Origin of the sequence: Massilia sp. BHUDP2, assembly GCF_046236355.1 — a bacterium.
In the GTDB taxonomy this organism is placed as follows: Bacteria; Pseudomonadota; Gammaproteobacteria; order Burkholderiales; family Burkholderiaceae_D; genus Telluria; species Telluria varians.
In genome coordinates this window covers 275,054-299,921 of sequence record NZ_JBJUVW010000003.1, presented here as the reverse complement: position 1 = coordinate 299,921, position 24,868 = coordinate 275,054, and the positions used below count along the sequence as shown (strand labels likewise).

The 24,868-nt window shown below is 61.4% G+C and carries 22 protein-coding genes, 1 tRNA gene and 2 pseudogenes; 15 read left to right on the top strand and 10 right to left on the bottom strand.

The features are described 5' to 3' along the window. Window positions 1–44: 44 nt before the first annotated feature. From mutY to mutM, 3 genes are read right to left on the bottom strand one after another with little or no spacing between them, the layout of a single operon-like run. Window positions 45–1,148 carry an A/G-specific adenine glycosylase gene (mutY, locus tag ACK6C6_RS18070; protein ID WP_409268594.1) on the bottom strand — a complete coding sequence of 368 codons (1,104 nt, stop codon included), beginning with the start codon at window positions 1,146–1,148 and terminating at the stop codon, window positions 45–47. Next, window positions 1,145–3,052 carry a dynamin family protein gene (locus ACK6C6_RS18065; RefSeq protein ID WP_409268593.1) on the bottom strand — a complete coding sequence of 636 codons (1,908 nt, stop codon included), beginning with the start codon at window positions 3,050–3,052 and terminating at the stop codon, window positions 1,145–1,147. The genes mutY and ACK6C6_RS18065 overlap by 4 nt, the downstream gene beginning before the upstream one ends. Before the next feature lie 19 nt (window positions 3,053–3,071). Further along, window positions 3,072–3,905: a bifunctional DNA-formamidopyrimidine glycosylase/DNA-(apurinic or apyrimidinic site) lyase gene (gene mutM / locus ACK6C6_RS18060; protein WP_036208840.1), complete on the bottom strand. Its 834-nt coding sequence runs from the start codon at window positions 3,903–3,905 to the stop codon at window positions 3,072–3,074. Between the two features lie 114 nt (window positions 3,906–4,019). Between mutM and ACK6C6_RS18055 the strand changes: the two genes are divergently transcribed. From ACK6C6_RS18055 to pth, 7 genes are all read left to right on the top strand, one after another. Beyond that, entirely contained in the window at window positions 4,020–5,867 is a 1,848-nt protein-coding gene (locus ACK6C6_RS18055; protein ID WP_409268591.1) for a tetratricopeptide repeat protein, read from the top strand. A gap of 35 nt (window positions 5,868–5,902) precedes the next feature. Continuing rightward, window positions 5,903–6,508 carry an outer membrane lipoprotein LolB gene (locus ACK6C6_RS18050; RefSeq protein WP_409268590.1) on the top strand — a complete coding sequence of 202 codons (606 nt, stop codon included), beginning with the start codon at window positions 5,903–5,905 and terminating at the stop codon, window positions 6,506–6,508. A gap of 6 nt (window positions 6,509–6,514) precedes the next feature. After that, a complete protein-coding gene (ispE, locus tag ACK6C6_RS18045) occupies window positions 6,515–7,408 on the top strand; it encodes a 4-(cytidine 5'-diphospho)-2-C-methyl-D-erythritol kinase (RefSeq protein WP_409268588.1) in 894 nt (297 codons plus the stop codon). A gap of 72 nt (window positions 7,409–7,480) precedes the next feature. Continuing rightward, a tRNA-Gln gene (locus tag ACK6C6_RS18040) sits at window positions 7,481–7,557 on the top strand. A 143-nt stretch (window positions 7,558–7,700) separates the two neighbouring features. Further along, window positions 7,701–8,651 (top strand): ribose-phosphate pyrophosphokinase, encoded by a 951-nt coding sequence (locus ACK6C6_RS18035; protein WP_036208830.1) that lies wholly within the window; start codon window positions 7,701–7,703, stop codon window positions 8,649–8,651. Window positions 8,652–8,845: 194 nt separating this feature from the next. Then, entirely contained in the window at window positions 8,846–9,433 is a 588-nt protein-coding gene (locus ACK6C6_RS18030; protein WP_209589137.1) for a 50S ribosomal protein L25/general stress protein Ctc, read from the top strand. Window positions 9,434–9,586: 153 nt separating this feature from the next. Then, window positions 9,587–10,171 carry an aminoacyl-tRNA hydrolase gene (pth, locus tag ACK6C6_RS18025; protein ID WP_027867204.1) on the top strand — a complete coding sequence of 195 codons (585 nt, stop codon included), beginning with the start codon at window positions 9,587–9,589 and terminating at the stop codon, window positions 10,169–10,171. A 25-nt stretch (window positions 10,172–10,196) separates the two neighbouring features. On the opposite strand, the gene ACK6C6_RS18020 is transcribed toward pth, so the two are convergent. Then, window positions 10,197–12,059, bottom strand: coding sequence for a DUF3857 domain-containing protein (locus tag ACK6C6_RS18020; protein WP_409268587.1), 1,863 nt, complete (start codon window positions 12,057–12,059; stop codon window positions 10,197–10,199). A gap of 97 nt (window positions 12,060–12,156) precedes the next feature. Here ACK6C6_RS18020 and ACK6C6_RS18015 point away from each other — a divergent pair, with 97 nt between their 5' ends. After that, window positions 12,157–13,251 carry a patatin-like phospholipase family protein gene (locus tag ACK6C6_RS18015; protein ID WP_409268586.1) on the top strand — a complete coding sequence of 365 codons (1,095 nt, stop codon included), beginning with the start codon at window positions 12,157–12,159 and terminating at the stop codon, window positions 13,249–13,251. Here ACK6C6_RS18015 and ACK6C6_RS18010 read toward each other — a convergent pair. Next, entirely contained in the window at window positions 13,248–13,943 is a 696-nt protein-coding gene (locus tag ACK6C6_RS18010) for a transglycosylase domain-containing protein (protein ID WP_409268585.1), read from the bottom strand. The two genes, ACK6C6_RS18015 and ACK6C6_RS18010, sit on opposite strands and share 4 nt — an antisense overlap. A gap of 270 nt (window positions 13,944–14,213) precedes the next feature. Between ACK6C6_RS18010 and ychF the strand changes: the two genes are divergently transcribed. After that, on the top strand, window positions 14,214–15,305 hold the full coding sequence (ychF, locus tag ACK6C6_RS18005; RefSeq protein ID WP_036208816.1) for a redox-regulated ATPase YchF: 1,092 nt from the start codon (window positions 14,214–14,216) through the stop codon (window positions 15,303–15,305). Between the two features lie 214 nt (window positions 15,306–15,519). Further along, entirely contained in the window at window positions 15,520–16,713 is a 1,194-nt protein-coding gene (locus tag ACK6C6_RS18000; RefSeq protein WP_409268584.1) for a tyrosine-type recombinase/integrase, read from the top strand. A 632-nt stretch (window positions 16,714–17,345) separates the two neighbouring features. On the opposite strand, the gene ACK6C6_RS17995 is transcribed toward ACK6C6_RS18000, so the two are convergent. From ACK6C6_RS17995 to ACK6C6_RS17985, 3 genes are read right to left on the bottom strand one after another with little or no spacing between them, the layout of a single operon-like run. Further along, window positions 17,346–18,344, bottom strand: coding sequence for an integrase (locus tag ACK6C6_RS17995; RefSeq protein ID WP_409268582.1), 999 nt, complete (start codon window positions 18,342–18,344; stop codon window positions 17,346–17,348). Window positions 18,345–18,385: 41 nt separating this feature from the next. Continuing rightward, window positions 18,386–19,423 carry a hypothetical protein gene (locus ACK6C6_RS17990; protein ID WP_409268581.1) on the bottom strand — a complete coding sequence of 346 codons (1,038 nt, stop codon included), beginning with the start codon at window positions 19,421–19,423 and terminating at the stop codon, window positions 18,386–18,388. 6 nt (window positions 19,424–19,429) lie between these two features. Beyond that, complete coding sequence (locus ACK6C6_RS17985; protein WP_409268580.1) at window positions 19,430–19,639, bottom strand: helix-turn-helix transcriptional regulator; 210 nt, start codon at window positions 19,637–19,639, stop codon at window positions 19,430–19,432. A 1,090-nt stretch (window positions 19,640–20,729) separates the two neighbouring features. Between ACK6C6_RS17985 and ACK6C6_RS17980 the strand changes: the two genes are divergently transcribed. The 4 genes from ACK6C6_RS17980 to ACK6C6_RS17965 all read left to right on the top strand — a co-directional run bounded on the left by ACK6C6_RS17980 (window position 20,730) and on the right by ACK6C6_RS17965 (window position 22,690). Beyond that, on the top strand, window positions 20,730–21,107 hold the full coding sequence (locus ACK6C6_RS17980; protein ID WP_409268579.1) for a hypothetical protein: 378 nt from the start codon (window positions 20,730–20,732) through the stop codon (window positions 21,105–21,107). 96 nt (window positions 21,108–21,203) lie between these two features. After that, a complete protein-coding gene (locus tag ACK6C6_RS17975; protein WP_409268578.1) occupies window positions 21,204–21,743 on the top strand; it encodes a hypothetical protein in 540 nt (179 codons plus the stop codon). Window positions 21,744–21,750: 7 nt separating this feature from the next. Then, the gene (locus ACK6C6_RS17970; protein ID WP_409268577.1) at window positions 21,751–22,323 is read left to right on the top strand and encodes a hypothetical protein; all 573 of its coding nucleotides are present in this window, start codon (window positions 21,751–21,753) and stop codon (window positions 22,321–22,323) included. A 208-nt stretch (window positions 22,324–22,531) separates the two neighbouring features. After that, window positions 22,532–22,690 carry a transposase gene (locus ACK6C6_RS17965; RefSeq protein WP_409268576.1) on the top strand — a complete coding sequence of 53 codons (159 nt, stop codon included), beginning with the start codon at window positions 22,532–22,534 and terminating at the stop codon, window positions 22,688–22,690. A 30-nt stretch (window positions 22,691–22,720) separates the two neighbouring features. Here ACK6C6_RS17965 and ACK6C6_RS17960 read toward each other — a convergent pair. Further along, window positions 22,721–23,005, bottom strand: a pseudogene (locus ACK6C6_RS17960) (IS3 family transposase); the annotation flags it as partial. On the opposite strand from ACK6C6_RS17960, the pseudogene ACK6C6_RS17955 reads away from it, so the two are divergent. Beyond that, a pseudogene (locus ACK6C6_RS17955) lies at window positions 22,998–23,303 on the top strand (integrase core domain-containing protein); the annotation flags it as partial. The pseudogenes ACK6C6_RS17960 and ACK6C6_RS17955 overlap by 8 nt on opposite strands. Here ACK6C6_RS17955 and ACK6C6_RS17950 read toward each other — a convergent pair. Continuing rightward, window positions 23,230–24,801, bottom strand: coding sequence for a hypothetical protein (locus ACK6C6_RS17950; RefSeq protein ID WP_409268575.1), 1,572 nt, complete (start codon window positions 24,799–24,801; stop codon window positions 23,230–23,232). The pseudogene ACK6C6_RS17955 and the gene ACK6C6_RS17950 sit on opposite strands and share 74 nt — an antisense overlap. Window positions 24,802–24,868: the final 67 nt, after the last annotated feature.

The window sequence follows — 24,868 nt, the reverse complement described above, 5'->3', positions numbered from 1 at the left end:
TTTTTAGGCCAACAATGGAATGAAGGTAGTGGAAAGGCAGCTTCTCACCCAAACAACCCCGGCGTCCCCAACTCCTGCAACAACTTCTTCACCGGCGCCGGCAGCGGCGCCTCTCCGATCGCATGCAGGTCCCACCACAGGTGCCTGCCGGTTGCACTCCCACGTGCATCCAGCGTCACCTGCCACGGCGCGATGTGCAGCTTGTAGTGCGTGAACACATGCACCAGCGGCCTGAGCGCCTGCACCTCGTCCACCGTCCCGAACTGCGCCGCGGCGGCGGCCACCTCCGGCGACGACACTGCATCCACATCCACCCCCAGGTGCCCGTCGACCTCCGGCAGCGACATCAGCCCGCCCCAGATCCCGGTGCCCGGGCGCTGCTCCAGCAGCACCTGCCCGCGGTCGATCACCACCAGCAGTGCGGCGCGCTTTTCCGGCGTGGCCTTCTTCGGCTTGCGTACCGGGAGTTCCGCCGTGCGCCCGGTCGCGTAGGCGACGCATCTCGCCTGCAGCGGGCAGCGCGGGCAATCCGGGCGGCTGCGGGTGCACAGCGTCGCGCCCAGGTCCATCAGGCCCTGCGTGTACGACTCGATGCCTTCCGCCGGCAGCAGCGCATCGGCACGCCGCCACAGCGCATCCTCGACCCGCTTCTCGCCCGGATACTGGTCGATGCCGAACACCCGCGCGAACACGCGCTTGACGTTGCCGTCCAGGATTGCGGCGCGCGCGCCGCTGGAGAAGGCGGCGATCGCCGCGGCGGTCGAGCGGCCGATGCCGGGCAGCTCGGCCAGCAGCGCCGGGTCGCTCGGGAACACGCCGCCGTAGTCCTGCACCACGCGCTTGGCGCAGGCATGCAGGTTGCGCGCGCGGGTGTAGTAACCCAGGCCGCTCCAGTGCGCCATCACGTCCTCGCTCGGCGCCTCGGCCAGCGCCTGCACGGTCGGGAAGCGCTCCAGGAAGCGCGCGTAGTAGCCGAGCACCGCCGCCACCTGGGTCTGCTGCAGCATGATCTCGGACAGCCAGATGCGGTAGGCGTCGGTGGTGTTCTGCCAGGGCAGGGTGTGGCGGCCGTGGCTGCGCTGCCAGTCGATTACCGCCTGCGAGAAGGTCGGGTCGGCCAGCTGGTCGAATTCGGTGAGGCGTTTCATGCTGCTTGTTTCTCCAATACTGCGGCGAGCTGCTCCGCCATGCCCGCCAACTGCGCGCGGGTGCCGTCCCAGGCCTGCTGGCTGCTCTCGAAGGCGGCGATCTTCTGTTCCAGGCTGTCGGTGGCGTCGTGGATGCGCTGGATCGAAGCCTGGCGGTGGCGCAGCTGGTCGCGGTGCTGGCGGATCGCCGTCTCGAGCGGGGCCATGATCACCTTCAGCCAGGCTTCCGCATCGGTGTTGGCGGCGCGGAAGACGTGGCGCACGCGCGAGGCAATCGAGTCGAAGAAGCGCTCGAGCAGGGTGGCGCGGCTGGTCATGAGCAGGGTGGCGGTGCCGAACTGCTTCAGGAACAGCGCTTCCACCTCATCGATTTCGCGCCGGTAGCGATCGAGCGACAGCGACATCGGGCTGCTCAGGGACAGGCCATGCTCGCTTGAAAACTTGCGGACCATGCTGTCCATCATGGCGCCGATCTCGCCGACCTTGCCCGACGACGCCTTCAGGTTGGCGCGCATCGCCTCGAAATAGCTGCGCACCGGCGCCCGCATGCCGGTCGCGAAGCGCGCCGCCTGCATGGCCGCGCGTACGGCCTCGGTGTGCTCCTGCACGGCGTCCATGCCCAGCGTCGAGTACAGCTCGGTGGACAGGCGCGCGAACACCGCGCGCGTGCCCTGCAGCTTGAACAGGCTGGCGTCGAATTCCTTCTTTTCCAGCTCGACGCGGCGCATCATGTGGGCGATCACGCCCTGGTTCTTGCCGCGCAGGCTTTTCAGTTCCTGCAGCTGCTCGACCAGGTCGCGCATGCGCGCCGCGCCCAGCGCCTGCTGGCCGGCTGCCAGCTGCTCGAGGTCTGCGCGCAGCTGGCCCGCGATGATGGCGCGGCGTGCCGGAACCAGGTCGTGGAACAGCGCGGCTTCCAGCAGGCCCAGGCGGCTCTTCTCGAACAGGGCCATGTCGCCGTTGATCTTGCCGACCAGGGCCTTCTGCGCCGACACCGGGTACACGCGTGCAGCATCCAGGCCGAGCAGCTGGGCGGCATCGTGCTGCTGGCGTGCGATCTCGGCCTCGTTTTCCTGCGGCGAGCGCAGTTCGTCCCACATGGCGTCGATCTTGTTCAGCACCGCCAGGCGTCCCGGCCCGGCGCCGATGTGGGTGCGCCAGACGTCGATGTCGCTCCTGGTCACGCCGGTGTCGGCGGCCAGCACGAACAGCACCGCATGCGCGTTCGGGATCAGCTTGAGGGTCAGCTCCGGCTCGGTGCCGATCGCGTTCAGGCCGGGCGTGTCGAGGATCACCAGGCCCTGTTTCAACAGCGGGTGAGGCAGGTTGATGATGGCGTGGCGCCATTGCGGGATCTCGACCGTGCCGTCCGCCCCCAGGCTGGAAGCCAGGTCCGGGTCGTCCGAATCCCACAGGCCGTATTCCTGCGCCTCGATCGATGGCACGCGGCGGGTCTGGCTCACCTGGCGGAAGGCCTCCGTCATGCGCTCCGGGGCGTCCAGTTCGAGCGGCAGCACGGTCCAGGCAGCGGCGTCCTCACGGAAATCGCTGGTGGACAGGTGCTGGCGCCGGGTCTCGATCGGCAGCAGGCGAATGCAGGGCGGCAGCGCCGGGTCGTACAGCAGTTCGGTCGGGCACATGGTGGTGCGCCCGGCGCTGGACGGCAGGATGCGCTGGCCGTAGTCGGCGAAGAAGATCGCGTTGATCAGTTCGGTCTTCCCGCGCGAGAACTCGGCCACGAAGGCGACCGACAGACGGTCGTCGCGCAGGCGCGCCAGGGCGCGCGCGAGCTGCTGCTCGCCGGCGCCGTCGATCAGCGCGGCCTCGCGCAGCGCGGCGCCGTAGCCCTCCAGCTGCTGCGCGACGGCGGCGCGCCAGGCGCCATACTGTTGAAAATCCTGCATCTTTGTGTGTTCGTAACGTTCAGCGCTGGCACTGCACGCAGTAGAAGGTCGAACGCTGGCCCTGCTTGATCTGGCGGACCGGCGACCCACAGTTGCGGCAGGGCACTCCAGCACGATCATAGACGAAATATGTCTGCTGGAAATATCCAGATTGCCCGTTTACCGCAATAAAGTCGCGCAGCGTGCTGCCGCCCTGCACGATGGCGGCCGCCAGGATGTCCTTGATGGCCTCGGCCAGCCGGTCGTAACGGGCGCGGCTGATGCGCGCGGCCGGCGTCTTCGGGTTGATCCCGGCGCGGAACAGGCTTTCGCAGGCGTAGATGTTGCCGACGCCGACCACGATGTCGCCCGCCAGCAGCACCTGCTTGATCGGCGCATTGCGCTTGCGCGTCTCGCGCCACAGGAGTTCGCCCGAAAAGCCCTCGCCCAGCGGCTCCACGCCGAGCCCGCGCAGCAGCAGGTGTTCTTCGAGCTCGCCCTCGTCCTTGCCATGCCAGAGCACGGCGCCGAAGCGGCGTGGGTCGTGCAGGCGCAGCACCTGCCGTCCCTCCGGACCGTTCACCACCAGGTCGAAGTGATCGTGCTTGCGCGGCTCGATCCCGGGCGGCAGCACGCGCAGGTGGCCGGACATGCCGAGGTGGACGATCAGGGTGCCGTGCTCGAATTCGATCAGCAGGTACTTGCCGCGGCGGCCGGTAGCAAGGATGCGGCGTCCGGCCAGCAGCTCGGACAAGCCGGGCGGGAAGGGCCAGCGCAGGCCTTCGCGGCGCAAGACCGCCCCTTCGACGACGCGGCCTTCGATATGGGGCGCGACACCGCGCCGGGTGACTTCTACTTCTGGCAGTTCAGGCATGGGGTAAGGGGAGTGGTGTAAATTCTTAGGCAGCCATTAAGTAAACGCGCTGCAGTGCACGCGGGCGCATGCTTGAGCGTAGAATCAGAGACAACATCTCAGAATGGAATTGCCTTGAAAAACGCTTTCGTCATTGTAACCCTCTCCAGCATCCTGGCGGCATGCGCTGTCGCGCCCGGACAGCAAACCGCACAACAGGCCGCGCCCGGGGCTGCAAGCGCCTCTTCGGACACGCCGCTGGCCGACGCCGAGGCCCAGTCCGGCGACGCCGACACCGCGCAGGCGGACGACGAGGAGGAGGCTGAGGCGAAAGCACGGGCCGAGGTGGAAGCGCGGCTGCCGAAGGTCGAGCTGACCAGCAGCATGCTGAACCAGTTACTTAAGGCCGAGTTTGCATTCCGCAAGGGCGACTGGCAGGGCCCGTATCTCACCATGCTGTCGCTGGCCCAGCAGACGCGCGACCCGCGCCTGGCGCGCCGCGCGGCCGAGATGGCGGTGACCGCGCGCCAGGCCGACGACACCCTGGCCGCCGTGCGCCTGTGGCGCGAGCTCGACCCGCAGTCGGACGAGGCAACCCAGTACTTCGTCGGCATGGTGGTCACCTCGGACAATATCGCCGACGTCGAACCGATCTTCGTGGAGCGCCTGAAGGAAGCGCCTCCAGAGAAGCGCGGCGTGCTGCTGTTCCAGATCCAGCAACTGCTCGGCCGCGCCAAGGACAAGGACGCGGCCAATGCGATGCTCGAGCGCGTCATCGCTCCCTACAACGACACCTTCGAAGCGCACATCGTGCGCGCCCAGGCGGCCCTGGCGCGCGGCGACCGGGAAGCGGCCCAGCGCGCAGCCCAGGCGGCACTGGCCGTCAAGCCGGATTCCGAAATCGCGGTGCTCATGATGGCCCAGGTCATCGGGGACGACGCGAAGATCGCCCCGATGCTGGAAGCCTTCCTGAAGACCCATCCGGAGGCGCGCGAGGTGCGCGCCGCGCACGCCCGGGTGCTGGTCAACCAGAAGCAGTACCCGCAGGCGCGCGCCCAGTTCGAGACCCTGCTCAAGGGACGCCCGGACGATGCCGGCAACCTGTACGCGCTGGGCGTGCTGGCCACCCAGATGAACGACGCCAAGGCCGCCGAAGGCTATTTCACCCGCTTCGTCGAGGTGCTCGGCCGCAATCCGGACGACGAGCGCGATCCAACCCGGGCGCTCTTGATCCTGGCCCAGATCGCGGACGAGCGCGGCGATGCTCCGGGCGCGCTGGCCTGGCTCGACAAGGTGCCCGCGGGCACCGACCCCGAGCTGCTGCTCAGCGCCCAGCTGCGCCGCGCCCAATTGATGGCCAAGGGGGGCGACCTGGCGGGCGGGCGCAAGCTGCTGGCCGGCCTGAAACCCATCGAGCCGGCGCAGCAGGCCCAGGTGGCGGTGGCCGAGGTGCAGCTGCTGCGCGATGCCGGCCGCCTGCTGGAAGCCTATACGCTGATGGAAGCCGCCGCCAAGCGCTTCCCGAAGAACCCGGACCTGCTGTACGACTTCGCCCTGCTGGCCGAAAAGGTCGGCCGCGTCGAGGTGATGGAGAAGCTGCTGCGCGAGGTGATGGCGCTGGCGCCGGACAACCACCACGCCTACAACGCCCTCGGCTATTCGCTGGCCGAACGCAATGTCCGCCTGCAGGAAGCCTACACCCTGATCGCCAAGGCGCTCGAGATGGCGCCGGGCGACCCCTTCATCATGGACAGCATGGGCTGGGTCCAGTACCGCCTGGGCAAGCTGGACGAGGCCGAAAAATACCTGCGCAATGCCTATGCGCTGCGGCGCGACCCGGAAATCGCCGTGCACCTGGGCGAGGTGCTGTTCCAGAAGGGGCAGCAGGCCGCCGCGCAAGAGTTGTGGCGCGAGGCGCGCGCCAAGGACCCGCAGAACGACACCCTGCGCAGCACGCTGGCGCGCCTGCGCCAGAGCTTGTGAAATAATCCACGCTTTCGATTCCGACCCAACTGCCGATGCCGATTACCCGACGCCTGTCCCTGCTCGCCCTCAGCGCTGCCTTCATCACCCTGGCCGGCTGCGCCACCACCAGCACCAATGTCGCCACCGTGGGCGCCTACCGCGACAGCATCGACCTGGACGGCCGCCTGTCGGTCAACTACCAGAAGAGCGGCAACCGCGAATCGATGACCGTCAATTTCGACTGGGCGCAGCGCCCGGGCCGTGTGGATGTCACCATCGCCAACCCGCTGGGCCAGACGGTCGCGACCATCGAGGTCACGCCCCAGTCGGCTACGCTGACCCAGGCCGGCCGCGCGCCGGTGACGGAAGCCGACGTCGACACGCTGAGCCAGCGCACGCTGGGCTGGCCGCTGCCGGTGTCCGGCCTGCGCGATTGGCTGCAGGGCTATGCCGTGGATGCGCAAGGACAGCGCTTCAGCGCATCGCCGGCACGCAACGAGGTCGTCACGCAGGATGGCTGGCGCCTGCGCTTCGTCGAATGGCAGGACCCGAATGCCGCCCAGCCGGCGCCGCGCCTCATCCACGCCACCCGGGCCGCGGTGGGCGACATCCAGGACCTCGAGATCCGCATTGTCATCAATCCGGCAGGGCAGGGATAAGCATCAATGCGTTCGCTTCACCATTGCCCGGCTCCGGCCAAACTGAATCTGTTCCTGCATGTGACCGGCCGCCGCGCCGACGGCTACCACCTGCTGCAAAGCGTGTTCCAGCTGATCGACCACGGCGACACCCTGCATTTCGACCTGCGCGACGACGAACGCATCGTGCGCACCAACGAGGTGCCGGGCGTGCCGCAGGAGCAGGACCTGATCGTGCGCGCGCTGCATCTGCTGCAGGCGGAGTACCAACGCCGCCACGGCCGCCTACCGCCGGGCATCGATGTCGCCATCGAGAAGATCCTGCCGATGGGCGGCGGGCTGGGCGGCGGCTCGTCGGACGCGGCCACCGCGCTGATGGCGGCCAACCACCTGTGGCAGGCCGGATTGACGCAACAGGAACTGATGGAACTGGGTCTGCCGCTCGGCGCCGACATTCCGTTTTTCCTGTTCGGCGAGACCGCGTTTGCCGAAGGCGTGGGCGAAGCCCTGCAGGCCGTGCCGGGCCCGGATTGCTGGTACGTGGTGCTGGAGCCGGGCGTCGCGGTGCCGACCCCAGCAATTTTTTCCGCGCACGATTTGACGAGGGATACGAAGCCCGTTACAATAGCGGACTTTTCCAGCAGCCTCGCTGTTTCAGGCAAGCAGATTGGCTTCGGGAAAAATGATTTGCAGGACGTGGCTGAACGCCTGTTCCCGCCGGTAGCAGAGGCGGTGAGATGGTTGAGCGGCTACGGCGATGCCAGGATGACTGGCTCGGGGGCATGTGTGTTCTGTGCCTTCTCCGGCGAGCGCGAAGCGGACCAGGTTCTGGCACAGGTGCCGGAGCGGTGGAAAGCCTGGAAAGCGCATTCGCTGGCGAGCCACCCGATGAAATCGCTCTTGCAAATCAACGAGTTGTAGAATAAAATTTTGCCTGTCGCGACGTTAGACGTTAAAATACGTAGAATGTAACGGCAAGCAGTTCAGTCGTGTAGGGGAATCGCCAAGTTGGTTAAGGCACCGGATTTTGATTCCGGCATTCCAAGGTTCGAATCCTTGTTCCCCTGCCAAAGTTTTCCCGGCTGTCGAGGCATGATCCTCCAGCGGGATAAACAGCGGTGCAGCGTTCGGCCTGCATCCATAAGCTAATCAGCCGGCTCGACCGGCTGATTGTTTTTCCAGATTCAACAACGCATTTCTTGGGACTCCCTCCATGGCTTACGAAAACCTGATGGTTTTTACCGGCAACGCTAATCCGGCACTAGCAGAGGGGGTCGCCAAGAATCTCGGCATTCCTCTCGGTAAAGCAGTCGTCTCGAAATTCTCGGACGGCGAAGTCATGGTCGAGATCAACGAGAACGTGCGCGGCAAGGATGTCTTCGTCCTGCAATCGACCTGCGCACCGACCAACGACAACCTGATGGAAATCATCCTGATGGTTGACGCGCTCAAGCGCGCATCGGCAGGCCGCATCACCGCCGCCATCCCTTACTTCGGCTACGCCCGCCAGGACCGTCGCCCGCGCTCGGCGCGCGTCGCGATCTCGGCCAAGGTGGTCGCCAACATGCTGGAAGAAGCCGGCGTCGAGCGCGTCCTGATCATGGACCTGCACGCCGACCAGATCCAGGGCTTCTTCGACATCCCGGTCGACAACATCTACGCATCGCCGATCCTGCTGGGCGACCTGCAGAAGCGCAACTACGACGACCTGCTGGTCGTGTCGCCAGACGTCGGCGGCGTGGTGCGCGCCCGTGCGCTGGCCAAGCGCCTCGGCTGCGACCTGGCGATCATCGACAAGCGCCGCCCGAAGGCGAACGTGTCGGAGGTCATGAACATCATCGGTGAAGTCGAAGGCCGCAACTGCGTGATCATGGACGACATGGTCGACACCGCTGGCACCCTGTGCAAGGCCGCCGAAGTGCTGAAAGAGCGCGGCGCCAAGAAAGTCGTCGCTTACTGCACCCACCCGGTGCTGTCGGGTCCGGCAATCGACCGCATCCAGAATTCCCCGCTCGACGAGCTGGTCGTCACCGACACCATCCCGCTGAGCCCGGCCGGCGCCGCCTGCACCAAGATCCGCCAGCTGACCAGCGCACCGCTGCTGGCCGAAACCTTCAAGCGCATCGTGAAGGGTGACTCGGTCATCTCGCTGTTCGCCGAATAAGCAACACATCGTCGTTTTTGACGGCGCGCCTGGCTGACATAGCCGGCGCGCCGTTGTAACATCTTGGGTTTACCGAATTCTTGAGCGCGCAGTATGGCGCTTGTTCACGACTGCCCTGGTCGCGGGGCGGTCACCACTGGGTTACCGGGCCGGGAATTTTCCGGCATTCGGACCCGTTTATCTTGGAGTTTCACATGAAAGTAGTCGCATTCAACCGCACTCAGCAGGGGACCGGAGCGAGCCGCCGCCTGCGCAACGCTGGCCAGACCCCGGGCATCATCTACGGTGGCGCCGACGCCCCGCAACTGATCGCTCTGGATGGCAACGCGCTGTTCCACGCGCTCAAGAAAGAAGCTTTCCACGGTTCGGTCCTGGACCTCGAAATCGAAGGCAAGACCCAGCAAGTCCTGCTGCGCGACTTCCAGATGCACGCATACAAGCAACTGGTCCTGCACGCTGACTTCCAGCGCGTCGACGCATCGAAGCCGATCCACACCAAGGTCACCCTGCACTTCGTCAACGCCGAGATCTCGCCAGCCGTCAAGCTGAGCAGCGCTGTCATCTCGCACGTCGCCAACGAACTGGAAGTGGCTTGCCTGCCGGGCAAACTGCCGGAGTTCATCGAAGTCGACCTGAGCAAGCTGGAAGCCGGCCAGTCGATCCACGTGAACGACCTGACCCTGCCGGAAGGCGTGACCGCGCTGACCCACGGCCAGAACCTGACCCTGGTGACCACCTCGATCCCGCGTGGCGTCGCTTCGGCTGAAGCCGCTGCTGAGTAATATCTTTCTTTGCCGGCCGCTTCGGCGGCTTGCTGGAATCGAAAACCCGCCGTGGCTTGCCCGGCGGGTTTTTTGTTGGCGCGCCTGTTCGCGCTATTCCTCAGCTATTTTCGGCGATAATCCTGTTTTTCCCAGAATCAAAGTAGACAGCGCATGTCCATCCGTCTGATCGTCGGCCTCGGCAACCCGGGCCCGGAATACGAACAAACCCGCCACAACGCCGGCTTCTGGCTGGTCGACAATCTCGCCAATTCGCTGCCGGGCTGCCGCCTGCAGCGCGAATCGCGCTTCAATGCGATGGTGGCGAAGACCCGGATCGCGGGCAACGAAGTCTGGCTGCTGGAACCGCTGACCTACATGAACCGCTCCGGCCAGTCGGTCGGCGCGCTGGCGCGCTTTTATAAAATCAATCCAGACGAGGTGCTGGTCGTGCACGACGAGCTCGACATGTTGCCGGGCGTCGCCAAGCTCAAGAAGGGCGGCTCCTCGGGCGGGCACAACGGCCTGAAGGACATCACCTCCGCGCTGGGCACCCAGGAATACTGGCGCCTGCGCCTCGGCATCGGCCATCCGCGCAGCCTCAACCTGCAACAGGGCGTGGCCGACTTCGTGCTGCACCGCCCGCGCCGCGAAGAGCAGACCTTGATCGAGGAATCGATCGACAAGGCCCTGCGCATCATTCCGCTATGCTGCGAAGGCAAGATGGACGTGGCGATGATGCAGTTGCATACCGCCTGAACGCGCGGCCGGCAACCGGACCGCGCTAGCGTCCCTGCACCACGACCTGCCCGCGCAGGTCGCCCATCATGCGCTCGAGCGCCGGCCGCATGTTCCGGTAGTCTTCCGGCGTACAGGTAGCCGCCGTATGGCGGAACTGCAGGCGGCGCTTCACCACCACCTCATTCCCCTGCCGCACATATTGCGAGCGGTAGAAGAACCTGCCGTCATCCACCGTCACCCCTTTGGGCAGCGCCAGCACGCGGGTGCGCGGCGGCAGCGCATAGCGCAGCTCGTCCTCGGCATCGATGGCGGGGCAGACGAATTCCTGGCGCCGTTCCGGCTCGCGTCCCAGCTCGAATACCGCGTCGCCCAGTCCGCCCCAAAAATTGTAGGTGGTGGCCAGCGCGGCCGGACCCGGCAGGCGGACGAAGCCGTCCGTCGCGCCCGAGAAGCCCAGTGTGTAGTCGTCCCGGGGCGATGCCTTGCCGGCGCTGTCGGTCTCGCCCGGCTCGAACAGGCCGTCGCCCGTCTGCCCAAGCCCTGCCAGCATGCGCCTGACAAAACGCTCGCGCTCGGACTGGGGCGTGCCGCGCACGGCCTGGCGGTAGGGTTCGGCGATGGCGCCGCCGCTGGTGCGCCGGACATGGAAGCGGCTGCTGCCGTCGCGCGCGATATCGAAGCGCGTCAGGGTGCGGCTGCGTGCCGGCTGGTAGATGGGCGTGACCGCAAACCCGCCGGACTCCGCCAGCAGCACCGGTTTGCCGAGCAGGCTTGGGGGCAGGAAGCCGCCCGCGACCGTGGCGGCAGTCGGATCCAGGAAGAGCTGCAGTTGCGGCACATAGACGATCACGTGGTTCAGCACGCCCAGCGTCGGCACCGCGGGCAGGCGATAGGCACCGTCGCCGTTGACCAGCGCGGCGCTGGACGGAATGCCTGCGGCCGCCAGCAGCGCCTGCAGCAGCACCGCATGGTCCTTGCAGTCGCCATAGCGGTTCGCCAGCACCGAGGAAGCGGCATGCGGCACCACGCCGCCCGGCCCCAGGTAGACCGCGACGTAGCGGATATTGCGCCGTACCCAGTCCGACAGCGCGATTGCGCGCGCCTGTATGTCGTCCAGTCCTTGCGTGAGCTGGCTTGCCAGCGCCGCGATGGCCGCATCCGGCCTGGCTGCCCCGCTGGCGCGCGCATGGTAGGCCCGTGCGAAGGCCGGGTAGTCCGGGAAGGTGGAGACCGCCAGCCGCCGGCCATGGTCGAGGTAGCTCACCGAGCCTTGCTCGATGCGTGCGTTGTCGCCGTCCACGTAGCGAAAGACATGGCGGCGGCGGCCCGGCGCGCTGTCGGTGGCCACCGGCACGAAGCCGACGGCGTCCGCCTGCAGCGTCATCGAGGCCGGCAGGTCGTAGGTGAGCCGGAAGTCCTTGTGGCGGTAGGGCCCGGCCACGGTGAAATCCTCGAACTGGCCGGGAAACAGGGGCGTGTGGCGCCGTAGCGAATAGCGCAGGGTGAGCGTGTCGCCGGCCTGCACGCCGGGGAAGATGAGGACTTTCAGGCGTGTGTCCTGGAACATGGGTGCCTCGAGCGAGGCCGCTTCGTGCTGGTCGCGGATCTGTTGCGGTTCAAGCTTCACGCGGCGTCCGTCGGGCTTGGTGGTCCAGGCTTCGATGGATTCCACCTTGTCGAGCGAGCCATTAAAGCTGATGAACTGCTCGGCATGCTGCTCGACGGCGGAGGGCGTGGCGATGGTTTTCACCAGCTCGACATCGAGGGTATAGGCGCCGTCGGCATCGACCGTGAAGTGCTGGTGATGCCGCTCGATGAGGACCGAACGGTCCGTGCCGCTGTCGGCTGCCGCCAGCCGGCCGCAGGAGAATAGCAGCATCAGGAACAAGGCAAGTCGAAAGGGCATGGCGGGCTCCGCGAAAGCGAAAGACCCATGTTACGCAGCGCCTCCATGCCACCCTTGAGCCTGCGCAACGACGTTCTTCCTGCCATAATTTCGCCCCATGAAGGCACTCACATTCCACGCCGGGCCCCTGGCCCTGGCCCAGATCGGCGCGCAGGGCTTGCGCGCGCAGGACATCGCCATCGTGCCGGCCGCGGCCGGCGGCCCCAAGGGATTGATCTTCCAGGCGCTCGACCAGTGGATGTTCGGCGAATGGCTCCCTGGCGCGCCGCGCGAGCGCGTGCTCATCGGTTCCTCGATCGGCGCCTGGCGCATGGCCGCCGCCTGCCAGCGCGATCCCGTCAAGGCCTTCGCGCGCCTGGGCGAGCTGTACGCCGGCCAGCGCTACACCAGCAAGAAGCCGACCCAGCAGCAGATCGACGAGGTGGTGCAGGGCCTGCTGGGCGAATTCGTGCGCGGCCACGAGGACGACATCGTCAGCCATCCGCACCACCGCCTGCACCTGCTGGCGGTGCGCGGCAAGGGCGGGCTGGCGGCGCCGCAGCACTCGCGCGCCGAACTGCGCGGCTTCGCCACGGCGGCGCTGCACAACGCCTGCTCGCGCGCCTGGCTGGGCCGCATGATGGAACGTGTGGTGATCGGCGACGCGCGCGCCCAGGCGCCGTGGCTGCGCGAGCGCTTCGACGCCTTCACCACGCATTTCTCGTCGCTCACGCGCCAGAACCTGGCGGCCAGCCTGCTGGCGTCCGGCACGCTGCCGCTCATCATGAAGCCGGTCACCGGCATCGCCGACCTGCCGCCGGGCTGTTACTGGGACGGCGGCATCATCGACTACCACCTGGCCCTGCCCTATGCGAAGGCGGCGGGGGAGGGGAAGGGCGACCTGGTGCTGTACCCGCACTTCACCCAGCACATCGTGCCGGGCTGGCTCGACAAGGGCTTCCCGTGGCGCCGCGCGGGGCGGGCGCACCGTCATTGGTTAGATAACGTGCTGATCGTTTCGCCATCCGATGAGTTCCTGCGTACCCTGCCGCGCGCCAAGCTGCCGGACCGGGCGGACTTCAAGTTCTATGGCCTCGACCATGACGAGCGTATACGCAGCTGGACGCGCGCGATGGGGGAAGGGCAGCGCCTGCGTGACGAGCTGGCCGCGTTCGTGACCAAGCCCGACCTGTCGCTGATCAAGCCGATCTAGGACGCGCAGCCCTCGAAGTCTGTATCGAACCATCCGTCGGGCGCGCAGCTGCCGAGCAGAAGCGCCTGGATGCGCCCTGCGCGCTCGGCGAGCGCCGCCGCGTTGCGCGAGGGATGGTAGTGGTTGGGCGCCTTGATCATCGCTACCAGGCGGATGAATTCCTCGTCCGTCGTCGCCTCGAGCGGCTTGCCCAGGTAGCTGCGCGCGGCCTGCGCCAGCCCCTTGAGCTGCTGTCCTTCGTGCGTGCCCATGTAGACGGTAGCGCTGTAGCGCTGCAGCTGTTCGCGCTTGGACATCCTGGCGTCCAGCACCAGCGCCATCATGTCGCGGCCCAGGTCGATGCGCTTGCAGCAGTCGAACACGCCACGATAAAACGTCTGCATCAGGCCGGGCACACCGTCGAGCCGATCCTTGCCGAGGAATAGTTCACGCGCCAGCGCCGATGAAATGGTGGCCACGCCCTGGCCCTGGCCGAGACTCAGTCCATGATGCCCGTAGAAATCCGGGTCTTCGACGCGCAGCAGGACCGCGGCCTGGCGGTTGGACAGTTCGACCTCGTGCGTCAGCGGGGCCAGGCGGCGCGCGTCGTCGAAGGCGCTCCATGCCCAGGCGGCGGCCACCGCCAGGTAGGCCAGCAGGAGCAGCGCCAGCAGCATGGGCAGGCGCCACCAGGCCTTGCGCGCGCGGCTCATGGCAGCACTCCTGATGCAAGCAGGGTATCGACGGCGAGTTGCAGTGCTTGGAGGGGCATGGCATTCCAGGAAATGGTGGAATTTTGATCTTATCAGCAATAAACCCGGCAAAAATACGCGCTTTTACACCTATCCACTCTGTAATCGGACACAACAGCACGAGCGGCGCACGCCGTTTTTTTCGGCAACCCGGCCCGTCCGAGGTTACAATGTGGGGTTTTGGAGCAGGCAGCATTCGCGCTCCGCGTTCACCGAATAGAAAGAGTTCCCATGAGCCTCCAATGCGGCATCGTCGGCCTGCCGAACGTCGGCAAGTCCACCCTGTTCAACGCACTGACCAAGGCCGGCATCCCGGCTGAAAACTACCCGTTCTGCACCATCGAGCCGAACGTCGGCGTGGTCGAAGTGCCGGATCCGCGCATGCAGGCGCTGGCTGACATCGTCAAGCCGGAACGCGTCGTGCCGGCCATCGTCGAATTCGTCGACATCGCAGGCCTGGTCGCCGGTGCGTCGAAGGGCGAAGGCCTGGGCAACCAGTTCCTGGCGCACATCCGCGAGACCGACGCGATCATCAACGTGGTGCGCTGCTTCGAAGACGACAACGTGGTCCACGTAGCGGGCAAAGTCAGCCCGATCGACGACATCGAAGTCATCCAGACCGAGCTGGCGCTGGCCGACCTGGGCGCCGTCGAGAAGGCGATCCACCGCGAGAACAAGAAGGCGCGCTCGGGCGACAAGGATGCGGCCAAGCTGGTGGCCATCTGCGAACGCATGCTGCCGCACCTGAACGAAGGCCAACCGGTCCGCACCCTGGGCCTGGACGCCGACGAGATGGCCCTGATCCGCGAACTGCACCTGATCACCGCCAAGCCCGCGATGTACGTGGCCAACGTCTCGGACACCGGCTTCACCGACAACCCGCTGCTGGACAAGCTGACCGAGTTCGCGAAGAAGCAGAATGCGCCGATCGTGGCCATCTCCGCCGCGATCGAATCGGAAATTGCCGAGATGGACGACGCGGACAAGAAGGACTTCCTGGCCGACATGGGCATGGAAGAGCCGGGCCTGGACCGCCTGATCCGCGCCGCCTACAAGCTGCTGGGCCTGCAGACCTATTTCACCGCCGGCGTGAAGGAAGTGCGCGCCTGGACCGTGAAGGTCGGCGCCACCGCCCCGCAAGCGGCGGGCGTGATCCACACCGACTTCGAGCGCGGCTTCATCCGTGCCCAGACCATTTCCTACGACGACTACATTACCTACAAGGGTGAGGCGGGCGCCAAGGAAGCGGGCAAGATGCGGGCGGAGGGCAAGGAGTACATCGTCAAGGATGGGGATGTTTTGAACTTCTTGTTCAACGTCTGATTCGAGTAAGCCGTTTCAGGCAGTTTCAAGAGTTTGCAAAAACTGACTGAAATCCTCAAGAAAGCCCCGTAGATCGGGGCTTTCTTGTTTCTTGTTGTTGCATGCAACAACTTGCGTATGTGCTGCGCAAGTGCCTATGGCGGTGTATACGAAACTTGCAGATCAATAAGGTGGGTGTATATGATGAGCGTGTTGCCACAACAACCTTATTCATATGCTCACCGATGCTCAATGCCGCGCTGCCAAGCCCAAGGAAGGGATCTATCGCCTCAATGATTACAAGGGACTGTACCTGGAGATCAAGCCGAACGGTATCAAGGCATGGCGTTACAGATTCAAGCTCAACGACAAGGCCTCGTGGTACGCATTGGGCGACTACCCTAGCGTGACTCTCGGCGAGGCGCGTGAGAAGTGTGACGCTGCGCGCAAGCTGGTCAGGGAGGGTATCAATCCTGTACAGCACCGCCAAATCGAGCGCATCAAACGAGAGCAGGATTCTGCCAATACATTCAAGGCCATCGCCGAGGAGTGGTTGGCGATGAAGGACTGGGAAGAGGTCACAAAGAAGCGCCGGCTGGACATGCTGGAGCGAGTTGTATTTCCCTCCATCGGCAAGCTTCCTGTTCGCCAGATCACATCGGCTCACGTGCTCGACATCCTTACCAAAACTGCGAAGCGTGGAGCACCTACGGTCGCAGCAGAGGCAAAGCGGACCATGTCTAGTGTGTTTGAGCATGCCGTTTCTACCTTGCGTGCGGACAGCGACCCTGTCTGGTTTGTTCGCAAGGCTCTACCTCCAAACAAGACGCAACACAAGCGAGCGCTTAGCATTGAGGCGGTCGGCAAGCTGCTCGCTGACTTTGATGGGCACGGAGGCAACTTTCAAACGATCAAAGCGTTTCAATTGATGTGGCTGACGTTGAGCCGACCGAACGAATCAGTTCAGGCTGAGTGGAGTGAGTTCGATATGGAAAATGCGCTCTGGACAATTCCAGCTCGACGCATGAAGGCTAGGCGTGAACACATCGTGCCGTTGCCGATACAAGCTGTTGGCCTCCTCAAAGCAATGCACCCGATTACAGGTCATACGAAGTTTGTTTTCCCCAACCGCGATGACCGACAGCGGCCGATGGCCGACGCTGCCTTGCGACAGGCACTAAAAAAACTTGGGTGGGCGACCAAGTACAGCCCGCATGGCACGCGTACGACAGGTAGTACCCGCTTGAACGAGATGGGGTATCGACCTGATGCCATTGAAGCTCAACTCGCACATGCTGAACCAAACAATGTGCGTCGTACTTACAACCACGCGACCTATTTGGAAGAGCGGCGAGCTATGATGCAGGATTGGGCAAACAAGCTTGATGCTTGGAGAGCTGTCGGCACGGACATGCAACCAACTGCCTGACTCAGCCGATCTGAGCTGACTGTTGGCTCCACTTTTGCAGCCTAGCGGACGCAGTTGACTGATGCGGTGAAGGCAGTATTTTAGACTGGTGCCAGCCCTGGCGACTTACGCTAGTTCGTCTACACCCATCACGTGCTCGCGGCAACTCGGCCCATGTCACAGTCCGGTTTCAGCTTGAGCAGTACTGGACGCATCTGATCTTCACGTTGTCCCCACTTGCCGCAGTGCCCGATTTCTGACGAAATCTGGCTCAGCGGCCACATTCTTTGAGCTCGAAGAATGCAGCTCAAAGAATGTGCAGGACGCGCTGGGGACAGGTCATTTGAAGGCTATATCCAACTTAAATGTGCCATTAACGGCGACAACCGCATGAAAAAGGATGTCATCCTTGTGTGGAGAACGTTGCCAGCTGTGCACAAGAATGGTGTCCGCTGTGTGCGAAAAAGATGGGAACGTTATGCGAAGTCGGTGACAACAACTGCTTCTCAATGTGTGAGCAATGTGATGGCCGCCTTTTACTGTATTTGGCAATGCAAAGAATTCAGCCTCTGCCCGATGGTCACCGGACGACGGTCACCGGGGAGGCGCGGGGGGTATCAACGCGGGAATTACCCGGCTCTCGACGGACAGCATTACTCTGCTTGCGGGGTAATTAAATCGGGGCAAAATTGGGAGCGCAAACCGATCACAGGCTGATCGGCTTCGATACTGATAGGGCGTAGGCAATGAGCACCGTGCGCCTGATTGGCCGTTCCATAGTTTCGCCTCGTTTTGGCACTGCGGTGGCCCAGCCCCCGACTGGCAGCGTCAGCGTTGCCCGCGCGTTTGAGATCAGCCGACCATTGATGCCGAAAGCAATAGGCCGTGATTGTTTGAGGGTGCATGGGCCATAGGCTCCGGGAAAGCCGTTCGATCTCCTTGCTGTAGTTGCCGGGGTTTTCGATCGCGACCATTAGTTCCTTTCTACCGCTTCGATTTACTTCATGAAGAAGAGTGCGCACGAGCGGGTCTAGATCGTCTATCGCGTAGCTAACGTAGCGGTTGGGTTGCCCTTGCTGCTGCTTCACCTTCACACCTTCGGCATGAAGGCGAAGCACTGTTTGGTTTAGGTCCTTGTCATGGGCGACGTAGACCCTAATACCTTTGGCGAGCTCACTCGGACGGGCCCCTAGGAGTGAGCTAACTACCAAAGCCAAGAAATATTTGCCGTTGGCACCGCGCTGGCAGAGCTGAATTCGCCAGTCTGGTGGTAGTCCTTTGAGTGATTGACGCTTGCTCTTGCGCTTACGCCTGGGCTGCGTCATCCCCTGCTGCTGAAGATTGGTTAAGTCCAGTAGCTGCAGATGCAAGGTGGATATGACTTCAACCAGCCGCGGCCACTCTGCCTCAGGCGCTTCCGACAGCTGAGCAAAGTAAAGCTCTACCTTGCGACGGAAGTAAAACTTCAGCGCCGACATCCGCTCGAAAAAGGTGCTTGACCGATGAGTATCCTGAACGGCCTGCACCAAACCTTTTGGGTAGGTACTGGAGCGCTGAATCAGTGCCTCCGCGAGTCGCAGATATTCAGCTTCAGTACGTTCTGTTCGGCCAGTTGCTAGGTTACTTAATTTAATACTCGGCAACAACTCCATGCACGCTTGTGCAGTCGCTATGAGGTGTAGGCCTGTTTCCCTCATGGTGGCGAGTCCTTGGCGATGCCGCTGAATACGGTAGGGGATACTTCGCGAAGGCGTCCTTCGCGCAAATCAGCTAGCAACTTGCCTCGGCCAAGTGGGGCATGTCCGTGACTGAGTCTGCCGCCCTCTTGGCTGTACTGCTCAAAGAATCCGTTTTCTTCAATGCGGATGAAGTTAGTCGGGTTATCGCTGGGCCAGCAAAAACAGCGACCTTTCCAGGCGACAAGCTCTTGCTCGGAGGCTTCATGCGGTGCAGTGCTTTGAGCAATCGAATTTAAGGTCTGTGCCAAGACGTAGGCGTAAGCGCCTGCGTCTTGGGGCGGTCTTTTGGACTGAAACCGCTTCCCTACAGCTTCCCACACCGCATGAGCGTCAGCCCTTGCAATACCTGCCCTTTGGGCCTTGGCGATGGCGGCCTCGACGACTTCGCGATCCTTAGCTGGGACGCCGTAATTATCCACAGGTGGAAAAGACGGCGAACCTAGCGTTGGCGTTAGATTAAAGTTGAAGTTATCGTTGGCGTTATTGTTACTGGGAGAAAGGTCGGATCGCATATCCATACCATATCTATACGGTACCGATACCGCTTCCTTTATCGGTGTTCCTGGCCATGCTGCGTCTAAAATGGCCATAAGGTCGTCAGAGAGGCGTGTCTTGAAATCGCTTAGGTAAGGCTGTTGCCACGACTCTGGTAAGCGACGAAGGTTCTCCAGCGTGCGGCCTCGTAGCTTGGAACCCAAGGCTTGGCTTGCGAGGTGGTGATCCCACCAAATTCGAACCCAAACGAACATTTTCGTCGAATCGAACCATACCAAGTCATCAACCTTCAATCGGTCGATTACATGCAACCATTGATCCTGAGTCCAACCTAATTCGGCACCAACAATGCGCGGGACAACGGGATAGGCACCAATAATATTAGAATCTGGGCAGGTCAGTAGGTGGAGAAGGGCGATCTTGTCTTCAGTGGTGCTGTGTTGCAGCGCGGGGTTACGCCAGAAGCGCTGATCGTTGATGGTGCGTTGTCGGCTCATTTCACATCACTCCTGAGTCTTGCATCGCTGAGCGGCTTGCTGGGCAATCCAAGCTTCTACTTCCTCAGCCAAAAAGCCGAGGGCTGAATTCCGCGAATTCTCCAAGCGAATCGGGCAAGGAAAGGTGGGATCCGTCTTAGTCCTACGCCAAATAGTGACGCGGTTCATGCCCAGTTGGGTTTCTAAGTCAGAGTATCGAAGGATGCGGGTAGTCATGGGCTCATTCATGTTGTTTCAAGTGGTGAGCCAATTTTGGAGGAAGAATTATTTCCCGTCGATACTAAAGCTTAGGCTACCAATTCTGCAATTTGATGTGGTTTTGCTTGAACAGACCGTTTTGTTAGAAACAAACAATTTCACATTTCTGACAACGACGAGCCACGCAATGTGAAAATGGTTGTAACAGCAACGGACCTTTTCAGTTGAGCCGCGCCGGCGCCTTCCGATCGGTTGGCCGCTGGCGCAACGCTGCAGTCTGCTGGTACCTGATTTTGAGATAAAGAATCGCTGTAAAGTAATGGGAAAATTGAGAAAATCGTTCGATTATCAAAAATTTGCAACGTCAAATTTCGAAATGAAAATAGTTTTAACTATCAAGGACTTAAATTAAGCTTTAGTCGCGACACACAAGTGGAAGAGCGGCGTAAAAATTTTTCTGAGCGTTGTATCTTTGCAACGACGGCGTGAATTTTCGTCTGGCTGATTCTGTTAACGACGCGGGATATCGGCGAGGAATCTGCTTCGTCATCGCGTCTATTGCCGAGCAAGATGGCCAAGGTATTTTGCGAATCTAAATTAACGATGAAAGAGGGCGAAAGATGGCGTTCAAAACGGTTGAGGCGGCCTATCGCGGCGAGTGGCCGCAGCTGCTGGAGTTTTTGAAGTCCCAGCCCGGCCAGATTAACGCCATAAGATCGAAGGGCTACACGCCGCTACATTAGCGTCGTGGCACGGAGCGAGCCGACAGGTCATCGGCGCTCTTCGCGCGCACGAAGCCGATGTCTCTGCGCGCACGCTCGATCGCGACCAGACCCAGCCGACATCGCTTTGGAAAAGTACTCTGACAGAGAGGATTTGCGTTTCCTCCTGCGCCATAAGGGCCGTTCGCCAGCCCAGTTGCTGCGAAAACTCTTGGCTGACAGACATGGATTGTTCGATGCATACGATGGCAATCGCATAATGTTCGATCGGGTGGTGGAGTGCCTCAACAGCGGCGACAGGGAAAGGGTCGAGCCAAACGCGGCAGATGCGCTTCTTGCCGCCATCCGCTCTGTGGCCGGTGCTGCCTTTTTCGGAGCGTTGGCATTTGCAAGTCACCCATGACATGACGGCCTCTAGCCCGGTGTGGCTGGCCACCATCGTCCCGGTGGTGGCCGACATAGCGTCCCGAGCGAGCTCGATTCCTTTGAAGCCCGCCTACTCAGTTATGGCAGACTTGTTCGATCCCATGCCATGGCAATGGGGGCTTCGAGGCGACCCGTTTTTGTGGATGGAGATGGCGCACGCCTTGTGTCACGCGCCTATCCCCATCGACGACACCGCTCGAGTCCGGATTCGGCCGCGATGGAGCCCGCAACAAGACAAATATATTAAAGAAATGACTATGACTTATCTCGCGAACAACGCCCGTGTCGCTGAAAAGAACCGGCAACTGATCGGCAATGAAAAGGAGCTCTTTCTCTAAGCGAAGAATCCCGCTCGCCAGCAGCCGCAAGGCAGCACCTACGTAACTGCGCTTGAAGTTTCACCTGGCCTCTCTAGTACCAAAATCGCGCGGTTCATGAATTACCTTATCAGGCATTGCGTTCAGGAAAATAAGGCAGCTTTTAGAGTGCTGCATCCAGACGGCTCGACCGATGCTGCTGGCGTGCCAAGAAAGGTGACCGCTTATCATAAAGTGGAAATGCGGGGACATCCGTCACTTGACTTGATTCAAAGCATAAACGGCGGCGTGCTTGAGTCTATCGAATTAATCGATAAAAGAAAAAGAAATCTCAACTGGGACACGAATGGCAATACGAAGGAAATACGACGTACGGTGATGCTGCGCGTGGGGCCAAAAGCAAATGCGAAAAACATGAGCAGGATTCGCGAAGCGGCGACTTTAGCAGTAGCGCGTCACTATGGGGAGGCACGTGTTAAGTTCAAGGGGCCGAATGGCGTACCTGGTACGGTGACGCTTGAAACGGACACAATGCAGCTGGCCCAAGATTCGCTATACGTTAAAAAGGAAAAAATTTCTGGGTTCTCGTCCCTGCTTGAATCATCGAGCCAGCGCTTGAACCAAGAGATTGTCGGGAAAATGGCACGACTCCTCTAGGAGATCTATGGTTATCAATCAACTTCTTCGTCCAGTCTTTGGGTACTTGGCTATTCAGCACCCAAAGAAAAGATTTGTAGACTGGGTGTTGCCGGCCGGGCTAAGCCTAATAGCTACCTTGGTAATATATCTGTCGAGAACAAATCTCAACTTTTTCGGCAGTGGCGGGGTAATCAGTCTGGTCTTGGGCTATATTCAGAATCTGCCTGGCTTTTACATAGCGGCACTGGCGGCAATTGCGACGTTTGCAAGGCCGGATATAGATTTTCTTATGCCAGGTGATCCCCCGCCAAGGATTTTGAGTGAGGATAACCGTGGCGTTGTGAATCTTATCCAATTGACGCGTCGTCGGTTTCTTTCACTTTTGTTCGCCTTTTTGACGATAGAGTGCATTTTTCTGACCCTCCTGTCGATAGCGATGATTGTGGCCGCGCCGGGAATCCTGCACCTGCTGGATGAGCTGGGTCATAAGATTGCTTACGCCGTCACGGTGTTTTTCTATTTCCTAATCCTCTTCCAATTGCTCATAGCAACCCTGTGGGGACTCTACTATCTTGGAGAACGCATTCATCAGGCTTAGAGGGCGTAGACAAAATCGAAGACGTACCTATGGCATGCTATTCCAGATATGGAGGGCATGCCATGGTGTCGAAGCAGCGATCTGAGCCTCTGCCGCAAGCAAATCCTGGCGGCAGGCCATCTGCATTAAAACTTGAGCATATCGCAGTGGCATTCCCCACCAGCTCGGACACTTTCGATAGATATGATGTCCCTATCGGAGGTATTACATGGCACGTGAAAGACGGTTTTTTTCAGAAGAGCTTAAGCGTGAGGCAGTCAAGCTAGTAGGCCAGCCTGGTGCGAGTAAGGCGGCGATTGCGCGAGACTTGGGCATTGGCGCCAATTTGCTGGGACGGTGTTGCAGAGACGCCAACCTGGATGTTTGAGGTGTACTGTCAATCGTGGACACGTCCGTTTCAAGCAGCCAGTGGCTGCGTGCTGAATTTTTCAGCGAACGATGCTGGCGATAGATACCCGAGACGCGAATGGCGGCGCTGGCGGTTATAGAAGATCTCGATGTATTCCGTGATTGCCGATTCCGCGTCAGCCCGCGTCGCATACTTCTGATGGTGGATCAGTTCATTCTTCAAGCTACCCCAGAAGCTTTCCATGGGCGCGTTATCGTAGCAGTTACCCTTGCGCGACATGGACGCCTTCATGCCGAACTGCGCCACCAGTTTGCGGTAGTCGTCAGCACAATACACCAGCGGAGACTTCCAGCGCCTAGTTGAATCTCACGGAATCGTTTGCAGCATGAGCCGTCGCGGCAACTGCTGGGACAACGCTGCAATGGAAAGCTTCTTCTCGACGCTCAAGACCGAGCGCCTGAGCAAGAAGTACTACCGGACCAGGGATGATTTACGGGCAGACGTGTTCGACTATATCGAAAGGTTCTACAATCCACGCCGACGTCATTCCCGTTATATCAGCTGGGTAGACTGGCCAACATCTCCGCAAGCGCCTTCTGCGAGTGTTCGTTCAGCTTACGCGCGACCTTGAGTTGAAGTGCGGCCAGCCGGTCCGCAGCCTGGGCTTCGAGAATAAGTGGTCGCACCAACCGCTCCGCTGCCTCGTGAAATTGCAGCGAGGTTGTATCTAGCTGCCTGACCAGCTCTTGGCGTACAGTGTCGAGCTGCGCGCGGAACACGGTCTCGAACTTTTCGCGTTGGTGGCCAATCTCACCGTTCTTCCTCTCCTCGGGATTCATCATCCACTTGATGACACCGGCAACCAGCAGCGCGCCGCCAACAAAAGGCGCGACGGGTGCTACTAAGGGGATGACGGCGGAGGCACCCAGAAAATACACCGCCGCTCCGGTCCCGAGGGCGGTCATACCGCCTAGGTTCAAGGTTGCACCGGCGGCGCTCTCGACGCTATTCTTCAGGCGCGTGCTCCAACGTAGCCTGGGTGCCGAACTGGTAAGCTGGGTGTGATGTATCCGTTTCAAGAGTGTGGTGCGGGACAGGGCCACTTCTTCCTGGAAGAGGCGCAGGTCTTCGTGAATTAGCCGGAGCGACTCTTCGCGTCTAGAGATGATCCGGTGAATCCTCCTCTCCAGCTCTTTACCGAACGTGGACTTAGCAATGCTTTCCCATACCACATTGCGTCTCCACTGGTCCGTGCTAAGGCGATCGGCGACTTCGCGCTCAAATGCGTTACCGGCATCGTGAATATATTCCTCGATGTCCTCCTCAAATGCCTCGCGTTCGAACGCAATCCGGGCATCGGAAATCGCCAGACGCTGGCGCACCTGCTTTTGCAATGCGTTCGCCGATTCGAGGAAGGCCGAGGACATTTCGCGGGTCGCTTCGAAGTCCGTGATGCGTTGGTTGAACGTGTTGATCTCCTGGGTTACACGCGCGCAGGCCGCCGTCATGCGCTGGGCTAGTTCGGTTTTGTCGAGGATACCTTGCTCGAACTCGAGTACGGAGCCTGCAAGCGCGACATCGCCGGTGGCACAAACGCATAAATCCGCCAAGTCCGCGTATTTGCGCCCCTTGAGTAGGCGTACCGAACCAATGCTGACTTTGTTCCAGATTGTTTGATCGTCTGCGGGGAACCTGTCTAATTCGTTCGGAGGGAGTTGATAACGTAAGGCGTTAGCGAAACTCTTTGCCAGCTCCCTGCTGCGTGTTCCTTGTAGCGAAAGGAGCGCGCGGACGGCTTCGAAAGCAACTGCGGCAGTCGCTTGCCCGATGCCTTTGGATGCATTCTCGAGCTCGAGGAACGCGGCCTTCCACGGCAGTGGATGCTCAACGTATTCCAGCAACACGACCTGCGCTAGGGCCGAATCGTTCAGCAGTGCCACGACATCGTCCAAGGCATTGAAGTCAGCGACATTAAGCACGCCGTCGCAACTTGCAATCGCAGCCACTGCCTTGAGATACGCGGTAGGAAATGTGGCGTCACTCAACACATAGTCCTGCAGTTCACTGTGCGGTGCGGTGCCTTGCGGGCCAAAGTTCGCGAAACCTGCTGTCGAAGCGCTAGATGTCATTGGATGCGTTGGCGGTTATCGTGTTTTGCCCAATATTATCACTTAGACTCTGCTGGGGTAAGGTGAT

Bases quoted from the DNA above. Each gene is read 5' to 3' on its own strand.
- mutY (WP_409268594.1), bottom strand. From the start codon at position 1,148: ATGAAACGCCTCACCGAATTCGACCAGCTGGCCGACCCGACCTTCTCG.
- ACK6C6_RS18065 (WP_409268593.1), bottom strand. From the start codon at position 3,052: ATGCAGGATTTTCAACAGTATGGCGCCTGGCGCGCCGCCGTCGCGCAG.
- mutM (WP_036208840.1), bottom strand. From the start codon at position 3,905: ATGCCTGAACTGCCAGAAGTAGAAGTCACCCGGCGCGGTGTCGCGCCC.
- ACK6C6_RS18050 (WP_409268590.1), top strand. From the start codon at position 5,903: ATGCCGATTACCCGACGCCTGTCCCTGCTCGCCCTCAGCGCTGCCTTC.
- ispE (WP_409268588.1), top strand. From the start codon at position 6,515: ATGCGTTCGCTTCACCATTGCCCGGCTCCGGCCAAACTGAATCTGTTC.
- ACK6C6_RS18035 (WP_036208830.1), top strand. From the start codon at position 7,701: ATGGCTTACGAAAACCTGATGGTTTTTACCGGCAACGCTAATCCGGCA.
- ACK6C6_RS18030 (WP_209589137.1), top strand. From the start codon at position 8,846: ATGAAAGTAGTCGCATTCAACCGCACTCAGCAGGGGACCGGAGCGAGC.
- pth (WP_027867204.1), top strand. From the start codon at position 9,587: ATGTCCATCCGTCTGATCGTCGGCCTCGGCAACCCGGGCCCGGAATAC.
- ACK6C6_RS18020 (WP_409268587.1), bottom strand. From the start codon at position 12,059: ATGCCCTTTCGACTTGCCTTGTTCCTGATGCTGCTATTCTCCTGCGGC.
- ACK6C6_RS18015 (WP_409268586.1), top strand. From the start codon at position 12,157: ATGAAGGCACTCACATTCCACGCCGGGCCCCTGGCCCTGGCCCAGATC.
- ACK6C6_RS18010 (WP_409268585.1), bottom strand. From the start codon at position 13,943: ATGAGCCGCGCGCGCAAGGCCTGGTGGCGCCTGCCCATGCTGCTGGCG.
- ychF (WP_036208816.1), top strand. From the start codon at position 14,214: ATGAGCCTCCAATGCGGCATCGTCGGCCTGCCGAACGTCGGCAAGTCC.
- ACK6C6_RS18000 (WP_409268584.1), top strand. From the start codon at position 15,520: ATGCTCACCGATGCTCAATGCCGCGCTGCCAAGCCCAAGGAAGGGATC.
- ACK6C6_RS17995 (WP_409268582.1), bottom strand. From the start codon at position 18,344: ATGGAGTTGTTGCCGAGTATTAAATTAAGTAACCTAGCAACTGGCCGA.
- ACK6C6_RS17990 (WP_409268581.1), bottom strand. From the start codon at position 19,423: ATGAGCCGACAACGCACCATCAACGATCAGCGCTTCTGGCGTAACCCC.
- ACK6C6_RS17985 (WP_409268580.1), bottom strand. From the start codon at position 19,639: ATGACTACCCGCATCCTTCGATACTCTGACTTAGAAACCCAACTGGGC.
- ACK6C6_RS17975 (WP_409268578.1), top strand. From the start codon at position 21,204: ATGAATTACCTTATCAGGCATTGCGTTCAGGAAAATAAGGCAGCTTTT.
- ACK6C6_RS17970 (WP_409268577.1), top strand. From the start codon at position 21,751: ATGGTTATCAATCAACTTCTTCGTCCAGTCTTTGGGTACTTGGCTATT.
- ACK6C6_RS17965 (WP_409268576.1), top strand. From the start codon at position 22,532: ATGGCACGTGAAAGACGGTTTTTTTCAGAAGAGCTTAAGCGTGAGGCA.
- ACK6C6_RS17950 (WP_409268575.1), bottom strand. From the start codon at position 24,801: ATGACATCTAGCGCTTCGACAGCAGGTTTCGCGAACTTTGGCCCGCAA.